Raw genomic sequence first — 13,740 nt, forward strand, 5'->3', positions numbered from 1 at the left:
ACACGATCAGTCCGCGGTGCCGGCCCCGGTGACGGCCGGGCCGGCGCGCGGTGCTCATTCCTTGCTTCCGATCCAGGCAGGCGGGCGCTTGCCGAGGAACGCGGCCAGGCCTTCCTGGCCCTCGGGCGAGACCCGCAGCGCGGCGATCAGCGCGGCGTTGTCCGCATCCAGCGCCTCGGCCGGGCCGCCGGCCACGACCCGCCGCACCAGCGCCTTGGCCGAGGCCGCGGCGACCGGGCCGGCCTGCAGCAGCAGGTCCAGTTCGGCCTGGACGGCGGCATCCAGCGCGTCCTCGGCCACCACGGCATGCAGCAGGCCCATGCGCTGCGCCGCCTCGGCGTCGAAATGCCCAGCGGTGGTGAACCAGCGCCGCGCCTGGCGCGGTCCGATGGCGGCCACGACATAGGGCGAGACCACCGCCGGCAGCAGGCCCAGCCGGGCTTCGGTCAGGCCAAAGCGGGCCTTCGGCGTGCCGATGGCGATGTCGCAGCACGCCACCAGGCCCACGCCGCCGCCGAAGGCCGGGCCGTGCACCCGCGCCAGGGTGGGGCGCGGCAGCTCGTCCAGGGTGCGCATCAGCCGGGCCAGGGCGAGGGCATCCTCGCGGTTCTCCCGCTCGCTGGCGGCGGCCATGCCGCGCATCCAGTTGAGGTCGGCGCCGGCGGAGAACGAGGGCCCTTCGCCTTCCAGCAGCACCGCGCGCACCGCCGGGTCGGCGCCGGCCTGTTCCAGCGCGGCGGTCAGGGCGGCGATCAGGGCCGGGTCGAAGGCATTGTGCAGGTGCGGCCGGTTCAGGCGCAGGCGCAGCACGGGGCCGGCCGGTTGGATCAGCAGCGGTTCGGCCATGTCGGCTCCGGGGGAAAACCGTTTCGGATGATAACGGTGCCCCGGTTGGCGGCCATGACGCAGCGCGGCGAGGACCGGTCCAGCGGAAACCTTCACCTGGCCGCGATGCTAGAATTGAGAACAATTCTTGATTGTCCGGAGCCATCGTGCTGCTGTCAGACCTGCCGCCGCGCACGCCCGTCGCGGTCACCTCCGTCGAGGATCGCCACCCCAACGACGTCGTCGCCCGCCGCCTGCGCGAGCTGGGCTTCGTGGCCGGCGAGCCGGTGCAGGTGGTGGCGAAGGGGCCGTTCGGCGGGGAGCCGCTGCTGGTGCAGGTCGGCTACACCCGCTTCGCCCTGCGCCGCGCCGAAGCGGCCCGGGTGCGGGTGCAGCCCGCGGGCACGGAGGCGGCATGAGCGCCCAGGAAGCGAGCCTGCGCCTGGCGCTGCTGGGCAACCCCAACTGTGGCAAGACCGCGCTGTTCAACCAGCTGACCGGCAGCCGGCAGAAGGTGGCCAACTACGCCGGCGTCACCGTCGAGCGCAAGGAAGGCCGGCTGGTCACCCCGTCCGGCCGCAGCTACGCCGTGCTGGACCTGCCCGGCGCCTACAGCCTCAACCCGGCCAGCCTGGACGAGGCCATCACCCGCGACCTGTGCCGCGGCTTCTACCCGGGCGAGCCGGCGCCGGACATGCTGGTGTGCGTGGTCGACGCCACCAACCTGCGCCTGCATCTGCGCTTCGTGCTGGAGGTGCGGCAGATGGGGCGGCCGATGGTGGTCGCGCTGAACATGAGCGACGCCGCGCGCCGCCGCGGCATCGCCATCGACCGCGCCGCGCTGGAGCGCGAACTGGGCGTGCCGGTGGTGGAAACCGTGGCCGTGCGCCGCAACGGTGCGCGCGAACTGGTCGAGCTGATCGACCGCTTCGCCGCCGCCCCGCAGCCGCCGGCGGTGCAGCTGCCCGCGGACGCCGACCTGCACGCCGAGACCCGCCGCCTGCTGGCGGCGACCGTGTCCATGCCGGCGCGCACCGCGCAGGTCGACGACGCCCTGGACCGCTGGCTGCTGCATCCGTTCTTCGGCCTGCTGACCCTGGCCGTGGTGATGTTCCTGATCTTCCAGGCGGTGTACGCCTGGGCCACGCCGGTGATGGACCTGATCGACGCCGGCACCGGCGCGCTGGGCGAGTGGGTCTCGGCGACCCTGCCGGAAGGGCCGCTGGCCAGCCTGCTGGCCGATGGCATCATCGCCGGCCTCGGCGGGGTGGTGGTGTTCCTGCCGCAGATCCTCGTGCTGTTCGCCTTCATCCTGGCGCTGGAGGAATCCGGCTACCTGCCGCGCGCGGCGTTCCTGCTGGACCGGATGATGGCCGGCGCCGGCCTGTCCGGGCGTTCCTTCATCCCGCTGCTGTCGTCCTTCGCCTGCGCCATCCCCGGGATCATGGCCACGCGCAGCATCCAGGACCCACGCGACCGCCTGGCCACCATCCTGGTGGCGCCGCTGATGACCTGCTCGGCGCGGCTGCCGGTGTACGCGCTGCTGATCGGCGCCTTCATCCCCTCGCGCGAGGTCTGGGGCGGGTTCAACCTGCAGGGCCTGGTGCTGTTCGGCCTGTACATGGCCGGCATCCTCAGCGCGCTGGCGGTGTCGTTCGTGATGAAGAAGTGGCGCCGCGACCGCGGCGAGCACCCGCTGCTGCTGGAGCTTCCGTCCTACCGCCTGCCCAACCCGCGCGACCTGGCCATCGGCCTGTGGGAGCGTGCGCTGATCTTCCTCAAGCGCGTGGGCGGCATCATCTTCGCCCTGACCGTGCTGCTGTGGGTGCTGCTGAACTTCCCCGCGGCCCCGGCCGACGCGACCCTGCCGGCGATCGACTACAGCCTGGCCGGCCGCATCGGCCATGCGCTGGCGGTGGTGTTCGCGCCGCTGGGCTTCAACTGGCAGATCTGCATCGCCCTGATCCCGGGCCTGGCCGCGCGCGAGGTGGCGGTGTCCTCGCTGGCCACGGTGTACGCACTGTCGGCGGCCGATGACGAGGCCGCGGCGCAGGCGCTGACCCCGCTGATCGCCGATGGCTGGTCGCTGGCCACCGGCCTGGCCCTGCTGGTGTGGTTCATCTATGCCCCGCAGTGCATCGCCACCTGGGCGGCGATCAAGCGCGAGACCGGCTCGTGGAAGACCATGGCCATGGCGGCCGGCTACCTGTTCGCCCTGGCCTACCTGGCCTCGATGCTGACCTACCAGGTCGCCATCCGCCTGGGCGCGGGCTGAGGAGGACGCACGATGCCGCTGTGGCTGCAGTACGTGATCGTCGCACTGGTGGTGCTGCTGGCGCTGTGGATGTTCCTGCGCCGCCAGTTCCCCGGCACCGTGCGCCGGCTGCGCCTGGCCCTGGCGGCGCCGCTGGTGCGCGATGGCCGGCCGGCATGGATGCGGCGCCTGGCACGGCTGATCGCCCCGGCTGCCGGCGGCGGCGCCGGTGCCTGCGGTGGCTGCGATGCCTGTGGCCCGGAGCCGCGGAAGGGGCCGCCACGCTGAGCCGGGGGCCGGGATCAGGCAAGAGAAAACGGGCGCCGCGGCGCCCGTTTTCCGTTTCCGGTGGTGTGGCCGCTCAGCCGTCCGCGTCCTGCGGCATCCAGGCCTTGTAGCGGCCGCTGCAGTGGAGCAGGGCCATCATGTAGAGCATGCCGTCGTAGTAGCGGTGGTGGCCTTCCGGCACCGGGCGTTCCCACAGCGCGCGCACGAAGTCCAGCCGCCGCGGGTGGTCGGCGGCGAGGCTGGCGGTGGCGTTCATCGCCACCAGTCCGGTGGTCTGGCCGCCGCCCAGCGGCTTGCCGGCCAGCGTGTACAGGCTGGCGTAGCGGTCCAGGCCCTGGCGTTGGAAGAACGCCTGCAGGCGGTTGCTCAGCTCCACCTGGCGCGGGTCGGCCCGCCACCAGGACCAGTCCATCGACCAGTTCATCGCGGTGCGCCAGGCGTCGTAGCGGAAGTCCGCCGACTCGCGGCGCCACGGCGCCGCCCACGGCGTGCCGTCGAAGTTGCCGTAGTCGGGCGTCAGGCCCGTCTCCGGGTGGGTCGCGCGCACGAAGTAGTCGCGACTGACCTGCGCCGCCTCGCGCCAGAACGCGCGGTCGGCTTCCGGCCCGACCCGCGCCCAGACCTCGTAGAAGGCGGGCAGGTGGTAGGAGGCGTCGGTATGCGCGGCGTTGGGCAGGTCCGGGGTGAAGCGGACCATCTTCGCGTCCTTGTCGAACAGGTTCACCGCGGTGGCCCGCTTCGAGGTCGAAGTGGCGCCGGTGATGGCGCCGCGGTGCAGGATGTCGGTGAGGATGCGGTCAGCCCAGCTGCGGTAGGCGTAGATGCCTTCGCCATCGCCCCAGCGCGCCGAGGCGAAGTACAGGGCGGTGATGAAGTACTCCTCGCCGTCGGGCGCCGGCATCTCGTCGTTGGCCACCCCGTCGGTGCGCACCGACCAGGCGAAGTAGCCGTGCGCCGGATGCTTCGGGGCGGCGTGGTACATGTGGGTCACGGCCCAGTTCCAGATCGCGTCGAACTCGGCCTTACGGTCCAGCTGCACCGCGATCATCATCCCGTAGGACATGCCTTCCGAGCGCACGTCGTTGCTGTTGACGTCGTGGATGTAGGCCATCGGCCCGTGCTCGTTGGCGCCGGACGGGTAGTACACGGCCTGGTTGCGCGGGTCGCCGTGGAACAGCTGCCGGAACGCGCCCTGGATCTTCGCCTCCACCGCGGCGGCGTCGTAGCCGGCCTCGGCGAACAGGTCAGGATACTGCCCGGATGCGACCGCGCCCGGGCCGGCGGCCGCGGGCGGCGGCGTGGGCGTGGCCTGTGCCGTGGCCTCGCCCGACGCGCCGCAGGCACACAGGGCAAGGCCCAGGAGCAGGGGCAGGGCGGCGACCAGGCGCCGGATCGGAAGACGTCGGTGCATGCAGCGGATCCCCTCCAGGAAAGCGCCGCCGACCATAGCAGAACCGCGCGCGGCTTCCAGCCGGAACGGCAGCGGCGGCCGACGGGCGGCGGCCGGCTGCGCGCGGCTACATCCGGAACACGCCGAAGCGGGCCGGCTCGATCGGCGCGTTGAGCGAGGCCGACAGGCCCAGGCCCAGCACCCGGCGGGTGTCGGCCGGGTCGATGATGCCGTCGTCCCACAGCCGCGCGGTGGCGTACCAGGGGCTGCCCTGGCGCTCGTACTGCTCGCGCACCGGCGCCTTGAACGCCTCCTCTTCCTCCGCGCTCCACTGGCCACCGCCAGCCTCGATCGCGTCGCGGCGCACGGTGGCGAGCACGCTGGCGGCCTGTTCGCCGCCCATCACGCTGATGCGCGCGTTCGGCCACATCCACAGGAAGCGCGCGCCGTAGGCGCGGCCGCACATGGCGTAGTTGCCCGCGCCGAAACTGCCGCCGATGACCACGGTGAACTTGGGCACGGACGAACAGGCCACGGCGGTGACCATCTTCGCCCCGTCCTTGGCGATGCCGGCGTTCTCGTACTTGCGGCCGACCATGAAGCCGGTGATGTTCTGCAGGAACACCAGCGGGATGCCGCGCTGGTTGCACAGCTGGATGAAGTGCGCGCCCTTGAGCGCGCTCTCGCCGAACAGGATGCCGTTGTTGGCGACGATGCCCACCGGGCAACCGTGCACGTGGGCGAAGCCGGTGACCAGGGTCTTGCCGTAGCGGGCCTTGAACTCGTCCAGCTCGCTGCCGTCGACGATGCGCGCGATCACCTCGCGGATGTCGAACGGGCGGCGCGTGTCCTTCGGCACCAGGCCGTACAGCTCCTCGGCCGGGTACAGCGGCTCGCGCGGTTCGCGCAGCGCCACGGCGGGCTGCTTGCGGCGGTTGAGGTGGCCGACGATGCCGCGCGCGATCTCCAGCGCATGGCGGTCGTCCTCGGCGTAGTGGTCGGCCACGCCGGAGACCGAAGTGTGCACGTCGGCGCCGCCCAGCGCCTCGGCATCGACCACCTCGCCGGTGGCGGCCTTCACCAGCGGCGGGCCGCCGAGGAAGATCGTGCCCCGGCCGCGGACGATGATGCTCTCGTCGCACATCGCCGGCACGTAGGCGCCGCCGGCGGTGCAGCTGCCCATCACCACCGCGATCTGCGGGATGTCCTCCGCGCTCATCCGCGCCTGGTTGTAGAAGATGCGGCCGAAGTGCTCCTTGTCCGGGAACACCTCGTCCTGCAGCGGCAGGAAGGCGCCGCCGGAGTCGACCAGGTAGATGCACGGCAACCGGTTCTCGCGCGCGATCTCCTGCGCGCGCAGGTGCTTCTTCACCGTCATCGGGAAATAGGTGCCGCCCTTGACCGTGGCGTCGTTGGCCACGACCACCACTTCCTGGCCCATCACCCGTCCGATGCCGCAGACCATGCCGGCCGCGGGCGCGGCGCCGTCGTACATGTCCTCGGCCGCCAGCGGGGCGATCTCCAGGAACGGGGAGCCGGGATCGAGCAGGGCGTCGATGCGTTCGCGGACCGGCAGCTTGCCGCGTTCGACGTGGCGCTGGCGGGCTTTCTCGCCACCGCCCTCGGCGGCCCGTTGCAGGCGCTGGTGCAGTTCCTCGGCCAGTTGCCGGTGGTGGCTTTCGTTTTCGCGGAATTCGGGGGAGCGGGTATCGATCTGGCTGCGGAGGACGGGCATGGGAATCGTCGGTTAGGCGTGCCCGGAGGATAAGCCAGCGCGTCCCTGGCGCCTTCTGGCGCCGCAACACGGGCCGGCCGCGGCGCGGCCGGCCCGGATGGATCAGTCGTTGTCGGTGCGGGCGTCGGCTGCGGCCTCGCGCGCCTTGTCGGCGGTCGCGTCGGCGGCGTTGGCGGTGGCTTCGGCCGCGTCGGCGGCGGCTTCGCGGGTGGCGGCCTCGGCGCGCTGGCCGGCCTCGCGGGCGTGCACTTCGGCGTCGGCCGCGGCCTCGCGGGTGGCATCGGCGGCCGAACTGGCGGCCTCACGGGTAGCGGCGGCCGCGTGCTCGCCGGCCGCGGCGGCATGGTCGCCGGCGGCCGCGGCCTCGGCGCGGGCCTCCTCGCGCGAGGAGTTGTCGCAGGCGCCCAAGGCCAGGGCGAGGGCAGCGGCGGCGGGGATCAGCAGGATGCGGTTGCGGGTCATGGTCGACTCCTGTTCCGGGGAATGGGGCGCCAGGCTGGCGCGGCGGCAGCATTCCCCGGCCGCGGTGGGCGTGCCGTGAACCGGCTGAACAGTCCAGTCAGCAATAGGCTGGGACTATTGAACTGCCGTTCATCTGCGTATTCAGGTTTGGGGTCCGGAGGCCATTCCGCGGAAGCAGCTAAACGTTTTCATGCGCAGCTGGCAGCGCACCGTATGGAGCGGCGCAGGGGTGGCATGGCAGGCCCGCAGGCGCAGCCACGCCACGCTCCTACCGTTGGGGCCGCCAGTGGAGCGGGGCAATACGCGCGGGTGAGGCGTAGCGGGTAGGAGGCGCACGAGTACGGGATGTGCGGCCGAACGCCGCCTGCCTCGGGTCAGCCTGCCCGTTGCATGGATATCCGGCCAGCGTTGCGCCGGCCCATTCCGGTGGAAAACCGCAAGCGTGGAATATCGCGCGCATCCGCAAAGCGGGATCCGGATAAAGCGAAAGGCCGCCGGTTTCCCGGCGGCCTTCCGTGCAGCGTGCTGTAAAGCCTTATTACTTCTTGGCTTCTTCGGCAGCGTCCTTGGCCTGCTCGGCAACGTCGGCAGCAGCCTCGGCGGTGTCGGCGGCAGCGTCGGCGGCGCCGTCGGTGGCAGCGCCCTCGGCCGAAGCGGCGGCGTCAGCGGCGGTGTCGGCAGCAGCAGCAGCCGAATCGGCGGCGACCTGGGCGGCGTCGGCAGCCTCGGAGCCCTCGGCGGCAGCGGCGTCGGCAGCAGCCTGAGCCTCGGCAGCGGCGGTGTCAGCGGCAGCAGCCGCGTCCTGCGCCTGCTCGGAGTTCGAGCACGCGGCCAGGGCCAGACCCAGGGCCAGGGCGATCAGCAGCTTGTTGATGCTCATGTTGGATATTCCTCGTCGTTTAGTTGGGCAACGCGCTATTGCGCGCCGCCAACATGATGACAAGCCCGTTTCTGCTGTCAAGCAGCAACAGGTGAGGTTCCGTAAAGGCGTCGTGAAAACGATTACACCATTTCCAGAGCGATAGCGGTAGCCTCTCCTCCGCCGATGCAAAGCGCGGCGATACCCCGCTTCAGCCCACGCTTGCGCAGTGCGTTGACCAGGGTGACGACCAGACGCGCGCCGGTGGCGCCGATCGGATGGCCCAGGGCACACGCGCCGCCATTGACGTTGAGCTTCTGGTGCGGGATGCCCAGGTCGCGGATCGGGGCCATGGCCACCACCGCGAACGCCTCGTTGATCTCGAACAGGTCCACGTCGTCGACCTTCCAGCCCACCTTGTCCAGCAGGCTGGAGATGGCGCCCACCGGGGCGGTGGTGAACCACTCCGGCTGCTGCGAGAAGGTGGCATGGCCGACGATCCGCGCCAGCGGCTGCAGGCCGCGGCGGGCGGCGTCATCGGCCGACATCAGCACGGTGGCGGCGGCGCCGTCGGAAATGGAGGAGGAGCTGGCCGCGGTGACCGTGCCGTCCTTCTTGAATGCCGGCTTGAGGGTCGGGATCTTGTTGATGTCGGACTTGCCCGGCTGTTCGTCGCTGGCGATCTCCACCTCGCCCTTGCGGGTGGCGACCTTGACCGGGACGATCTCGCCCTCGAACGCGCCGCTGGCCTGCGCCGCCTGCGCGCGCCTGACCGACTCGATCGCGTAGGCGTCCTGCTCCTCGCGGGTGAAGCCGTACTTCTCCACGGTCTTCTCCGCGAACACGCCCATCGACTGGCCGTCGTACGGGTTGGTCAGGCCGTCCCAGGCCATGTGGTCCACCGCCTGGAAACCGCCGTAGCGGTTGCCGGTGCGGGAGTTGGGGATCATGTGCGGCGCGTTGCTCATCGACTCCATGCCGCCGGCGACCACGACCGAGGCCGAGCCGGCCTTGATCAGGTCGTGGCCGAGCATGATCGCCTTCATGCCCGAGCCGCACACCTTGTTGATGGTGGTGCAGCCGGCGGAGGTCGGCAGGCCGGCGGCCAGCGCCGCCTGGCGGGCCGGCGCCTGGCCGAGGTTGGCCGGCAGCACGCAGCCCATGATCACTTCCGACACATCGGCCGCGGGCACGCCCGACTGCTCCAGCGCCGCGCCGATCGCGGCCGCGCCCAGGGTGGGCGTGGGCACGCCGTTGAACTGGCCGAGGAAGGAACCGATGGCGGTGCGTTTGGCGGCGACGATCACGATGTCGGACATGGGGGTGCCTCGCAAAGGGTGAGCCGCGATTATCCGCACACCCGGCAGGGGCGCGCCACACCCACGGTGGCAGGCGACAAGCCGCGCACGCTTGCGGTATAGAACGGCCGTGGCGGCGTCCGCGCCACGCCTTCGGGGAGAACACGATGCAGGGAAGTGCCCGACATCCTTCCGGCGCCGCACGCGTGCTGCTGGCGACCGCCGTGGCCATCGCCCTGGCCGCCTGCGGTGGCGGGGGAGGCGGCGGCAATGTCCGCCCGGGCAATCCGTCGACGCCCCCGCCGCCTTCCAGCGACGTCCCGCAGCCGGCCGCGGACGCGCACCTGGCCATCACCAACGCCAGCGCCCGGCAACGTGGCGGCCTTACCGGTGCCGGCTATGCCATCGGCCTGATCGACACCGGCGTGAACCGCAACCACCCGGGCCTGGCCGGGCGGGTGGCGGCCAACCTCAACTACGTGGATCCGCAGGCGAACAACCTCGCGGTCGACGACGTGGTCGGCCATGGCACGACGGTGGCCCTGCTCGCCGCCGGCGTGCCGGTGGGGCCCTGGCCGGGTGGGGTGGCACCGGGGGCGACCATCCTCTCGGCGCGGGTCATCAACGACAGGCGCCCGGACGACGACGGCTCCGGCCGCGGTAACGAGGTCAGCGGCCCGCTGGGCCTGCGCCCGGTCCACGAGGACCTGGCCGCGCGCGGCATGCGCATCATGAACAACTCCTGGGGCGGGCTGTACTGGACCCGGGACAGCGTCACCGCGCAGATCGCCGAGGAGTACCGCTTCTTCATCCGCGACCACGACGGCCTGGTGGTGTTCGCCACCGGCAACGAGGGCCGCGCCAATCCCACCGATACCGCCTCGCTGCCCAGCCAGGCCGGGCCCAACGGCACCCGCCCGGCGGCCGACCTGGAACGTGGTTGGCTGGCGGTCACCGCGGTGGACACCAGCCGTCCCGACCGCCTGGCCTCCTACGCCAATGCCTGCGGCCTGGGCCGCGACTACTGCCTGGCCGCGCCCGGCACCTCGGTCTACCCCGGGCACGACGCCACCGCGGGCAACACCACTTACTACTATGGCTCCGGCACCTCGTACGCGGCGCCGCTGGTGTCCGGCGCCGCAGCCCTGGTGTGGGAGAAGTTCCCGTACTTCGACAACGACCTGGTCCGCCAGACCTTGCTGGGCACGGCCACCGACATCGGCGCGCCCGGCCCGGATGCGGTGTTCGGCTACGGCCTGCTGAACGTGGCGCGCGCCCTTGGCGGGCCGGCGAAGTTCGACTGGGGCGACGTCGAGGTGAGCTTCGAGGGTGAATCGGCCTGGAGCAACCCGATCAGCGGCGCCGGCGGCCTGGTCAAGCGCGGCAGCGGCACCCTGGTGCTGGAGAAGCCGTCCACCTACACCGGCGCTACCCGGATCGAACAGGGCGTGCTGCGCGCGCCCGGCGGCCTGTCCGCCTCCGACGTCCACGTGGCCAGCGGCGCGCGGCTGGAGCGCGTCACCGAACTGGGCGCGGACCTGGTCAACGCCGGCACCGTCGTGGTCGACGGCGGCGGCAGCGCGCAGGGCGCGCCGTTGGTGGTGATGGGCGACTACACCCAGCAGGCCGGCGGCCGCCTGGCCCTGGTGCTGGGCAATGGCGGCATGCAGGTGCGCGGCCGCGCCACCATCGAAGGCGGCGACGTGCAGGTCATCGGCCAGCGCCAGGGCTACGTGATGCAGGAGCGCGAGGACGTACTGTCCGCCGAGGGCGGCCTGGCCGGCCGCTTCGACGGGCTGGGCGCGGGCCCGGGCGTGTTCCTGGACGCCTCGCTGGTGTATGGCGGCAGCAGGGTGTGGATGGAGCTGCGCCGGGTGGACGTGGCCGCCACCGCCGCCGCGCTGGGCATCGGCGATCCGGCCGCGCTGGGCGCGGCCCGGCGCCTGGAATCGGCGTTCTCGAGCCTGGACCAGAACGGCGCGCCGGCGGCGGCCGGCGCGGATTTCGAGCGCATTGCCGGTGCCATCCAGCGCACCGAGGACGCGCAGTCGGCGGCCGCCACCCTGCGCAGCCTCTCCGGCGAATTGCATGCCGCGGCCATGGCCGCCACCTTCGACAGCCTGGACCTGGGCCGGCGCACGTTGTCCTCGCGCCTGGACCAGCTGGCCGGCGGCGCCCAGAGCAGCGGCAGCTGGATCGAATCCCTGGGGGCACCGGCGCTGGCCGGCGGCGCGCACGGCGATGCCCGGGTCAGCGGCTGGATGGCAGGCCACGATCTGCGCCTGGACGGGCGCAGGTTTGCCGGCCTGGCCGTGGCCGAAACCCATGGCGACAGCCGCCTGCGCGCGCTCGGCGACCGCAGCCGCGAGCGCCAGGCGCAGGTGCAGGCCTATGCCGGCGTGCACGGCGAGCGCGCCTATCTGGCCGGGCAGTTCGGCAGCGGCCAGTGGCAGCGCCGCACCGACCGCCAGCTGCTGGCCGGTGCCAGCCGCCACGCCGTGCATGCCGGTTACGACGGCCGCTTTGCCATGGCCGCGCTGGAAACCGGCTGGCGCTTCGGCACCGGCGCCAGCGGTCTGGTGCCGTATCTGGGCCTGGAATACGCGCAGGTCCAGAGCGACGGCTTCCGCGAGCAGGGTGCCGCCGGCTTCGGCCTGCGCAGCGCCGCGCTCGATGCCCGCCGCAGCCAGGGCCTGGCCGGCCTGCGCGCGTTCGGCCATTTCGGCGCGTGGCAGCTGCAGGGGCATGCGGAGTGGCAGCACACCCTGTCCAGCGCCGGGCTGGCGCCGCTGGCCAGCTTCGTCGGCGTCGATGCCTGGTCGCCGCTGGCCGCGGCTGATCCGACCCGCGGCGGTGGCCTGTTCGGCTTGAGCGCGCGCACCCGGCTCGGCCGTCACGCGCAGCTGGGCTTCAGCCTCGACCAGCGCTTCGGACCGCGCGGTGACGCACGCCAGGCCAGTCTCCAGTACGCCGTGGACTTCTGAAACGCCGCGCGTGGCCGGCGGCGTTTCCGCCGCACTTCAATGGCGCAGCCGCTTGGCCCGGGCAGGCGGCGCGCACCGCGCCGCCGCAGTACCCGGGCGCCGGCGAGGTCTGGCGCGTCGCCACGCGCTGTGGCTTGCCGCAGGACTGGTCCGGGGGCGACTCCCGTGCGCAAGTCGCCGGATGCGGCCTTCGGCCCTGTCCGGGCCATGCGGGCCAGGCTCAGCCGCGGCCCTCGAACAGTTCCCGGCCAATCAGCATGCGCCGGATCTCGTTGGTGCCGGCGCCGATCGAATAGAGCTTGGCGTCGCGCAGGATGCGCCCGGTGGCGTACTCGTTGATGTAGCCGTTACCGCCCAGGGCCTGGATGCCTTCCAGCGCCACCTGCACCGCCGCCTCGGAGGCGTGCAGCAGGCAGGCCGCCGCGGCGGCGCGCGAGCGCCGGCCTTCGTCGAAATCGCGCGCCACCTGGTAGGCGAAGGCGCGGCTGGACTGCAGCGCGGTGTACATGTCGGCGATCTTGCCCTGCATCAGCCCGAAGGTGCCGATCGCCGCGTCGAACTGCTTGCGCTCGCGCACGTAGGACAGGGCGATGTCGAGCGCCGCCTGCATCAGCCCGATCGGGCCGCCGGTCAACACCAGGCGCTCGGTGTCCAAGCCGCTCATCAGCACGCGCACACCCTGGTTGACCTCGCCCAGCACGTTTTCCTGCGGGATCTCGCAGTTGTCGAACACCAGCTCGCAGGTGTTGGAGCCGCGCATGCCCAGCTTGTCCAGCTTCTGCGCGGTGGAGAAGCCGCGCATGCCACGCTCGACGATGAAGGCGGTCATGCAGCGGCTGCCGGCCTCCTTGCCCGCGGTGCGCATGTACACCAGCAGCACGTCGGCTTCCGGGCCGTTGGTGATCCACATCTTGCTGCCATTGGCGATCCACACCCCGTCGCGCAGCTCGGCGCTGCAGCGCATGGAGCCGACCACGTCCGAGCCGGCGCCCGGCTCGCTCATCGCCAGCGCGCCCTTCCATTCGCCGCTGCAGAGCTTCGGCAGGTACTTGCGGCGCTGGGCCTCGTTGCCGTTGAGGAACAGGTTGGACACGCACAGGTTGGAGTGCGCGCCGTAGCTGAGCCCCACCGACCCGGAGGCGCGCGAGATTTCCTCCATCGCCACCAGGTGGGCGAGGTAGCCCATGCCGCTGCCGCCGTATTCCGGGGCGACGGTCATGCCCAGCAGGCCCAGCTCGCCCAGCTTGGGCCACAGGTCCTGCGGGAACGCGTTGTCGTGGTCGATCTGCGCCGCGCGCGGCGCGATCTCGCTTTCGGCGAAACGCTGGACGGCCTCACGCAGCGCGTCGATTTCCTCCCCAAGCTGGAACGCTCGCATCGGCCGCCTCACTCCCTGATTGTTTCATTTGAACCTAGTGTAGTGCGGGACGCGAAAGCGTCATGTGCGGACGCAACAAACGCCGCCGGGATGGGGGTTCTCCGCTGCCCGGCAGCCATGCACACAGCCCGGACAAGGCCCACGGCCACACCCGGAAAGGCAGCCGGTCACCCGTAGCAGGCGCATCGACCCTATGCGTACGCAGGCACATATGCCCGCAAGGCCACAGGACGCACCGGGACCCCGAATCCCGAATCCCGAATCCCG

General features: G+C 71.9%; 11 protein-coding genes. 4 read left to right on the forward strand and 7 right to left on the reverse strand.

What is annotated here, in order from left to right:
* Positions 1–54 precede the first annotated feature (54 nt).
* Entirely contained in the window at positions 55–846 is a 792-nt protein-coding gene (locus EIM47_RS05375) for an enoyl-CoA hydratase-related protein (RefSeq protein WP_019399511.1), read from the reverse strand.
* Between the two features lie 146 nt (positions 847–992).
* On the opposite strand from EIM47_RS05375, the gene EIM47_RS05380 reads away from it, so the two are divergent.
* Genes EIM47_RS05380 through EIM47_RS05390 form a run of 3 tightly spaced genes read left to right on the forward strand, consistent with a single transcriptional unit; the run spans position 993 to position 3,367 of the window.
* Positions 993–1,244, forward strand: a complete 252-nt coding sequence (locus EIM47_RS05380; protein WP_125076340.1) for a FeoA family protein — start codon at positions 993–995, stop codon at positions 1,242–1,244.
* Positions 1,241–3,100, forward strand: a complete 1,860-nt coding sequence (gene feoB, locus EIM47_RS05385; RefSeq protein ID WP_125076319.1) for a ferrous iron transport protein B — start codon at positions 1,241–1,243, stop codon at positions 3,098–3,100. Before EIM47_RS05380 ends, feoB begins: the two co-directional genes overlap by 4 nt.
* 12 nt (positions 3,101–3,112) lie before the next feature.
* The gene (locus tag EIM47_RS05390) at positions 3,113–3,367 is read left to right on the forward strand and encodes a DUF6587 family protein (RefSeq protein ID WP_019399514.1); all 255 of its coding nucleotides are present in this window, start codon (positions 3,113–3,115) and stop codon (positions 3,365–3,367) included.
* 73 nt (positions 3,368–3,440) lie between these two features.
* Here EIM47_RS05390 and EIM47_RS05395 read toward each other — a convergent pair whose 3' ends face one another.
* The 5 genes from EIM47_RS05395 to EIM47_RS05415 form a co-directional block, all read right to left on the reverse strand.
* A complete protein-coding gene (locus EIM47_RS05395; protein ID WP_240626162.1) occupies positions 3,441–4,778 on the reverse strand; it encodes a glycosyl hydrolase family 8 in 1,338 nt (445 codons plus the stop codon).
* Positions 4,779–4,884: 106 nt separating this feature from the next.
* Positions 4,885–6,492 carry a carboxyl transferase domain-containing protein gene (locus EIM47_RS05400; protein ID WP_125076321.1) on the reverse strand — a complete coding sequence of 536 codons (1,608 nt, stop codon included), beginning with the start codon at positions 6,490–6,492 and terminating at the stop codon, positions 4,885–4,887.
* A 102-nt stretch (positions 6,493–6,594) separates the two neighbouring features.
* On the reverse strand, positions 6,595–6,954 hold the full coding sequence (locus EIM47_RS05405; protein WP_019399517.1) for a hypothetical protein: 360 nt from the start codon (positions 6,952–6,954) through the stop codon (positions 6,595–6,597).
* Positions 6,955–7,492: 538 nt separating this feature from the next.
* A complete protein-coding gene (locus EIM47_RS05410; protein WP_019399518.1) occupies positions 7,493–7,834 on the reverse strand; it encodes a hypothetical protein in 342 nt (113 codons plus the stop codon).
* A 122-nt stretch (positions 7,835–7,956) separates the two neighbouring features.
* Positions 7,957–9,132: a thiolase family protein gene (locus EIM47_RS05415; protein ID WP_019399519.1), complete on the reverse strand. Its 1,176-nt coding sequence runs from the start codon at positions 9,130–9,132 to the stop codon at positions 7,957–7,959.
* Positions 9,133–9,278: 146 nt separating this feature from the next.
* Here EIM47_RS05415 and EIM47_RS05420 point away from each other — a divergent pair, with 146 nt between their 5' ends.
* Positions 9,279–12,095 (forward strand): S8 family serine peptidase, encoded by a 2,817-nt coding sequence (locus EIM47_RS05420; RefSeq protein ID WP_125076322.1) that lies wholly within the window; start codon positions 9,279–9,281, stop codon positions 12,093–12,095.
* 220 nt (positions 12,096–12,315) lie between these two features.
* On the opposite strand, the gene EIM47_RS05425 is transcribed toward EIM47_RS05420, so the two are convergent.
* A complete protein-coding gene (locus EIM47_RS05425) occupies positions 12,316–13,473 on the reverse strand; it encodes an acyl-CoA dehydrogenase family protein (protein ID WP_125076323.1) in 1,158 nt (385 codons plus the stop codon).
* Positions 13,474–13,740 lie beyond the last annotated feature (267 nt).

Source organism: Pseudoxanthomonas sp. SGT-18 (assembly GCF_003931645.1).
In the GTDB taxonomy this organism is placed as follows: domain Bacteria; phylum Pseudomonadota; class Gammaproteobacteria; order Xanthomonadales; family Xanthomonadaceae; genus Pseudoxanthomonas.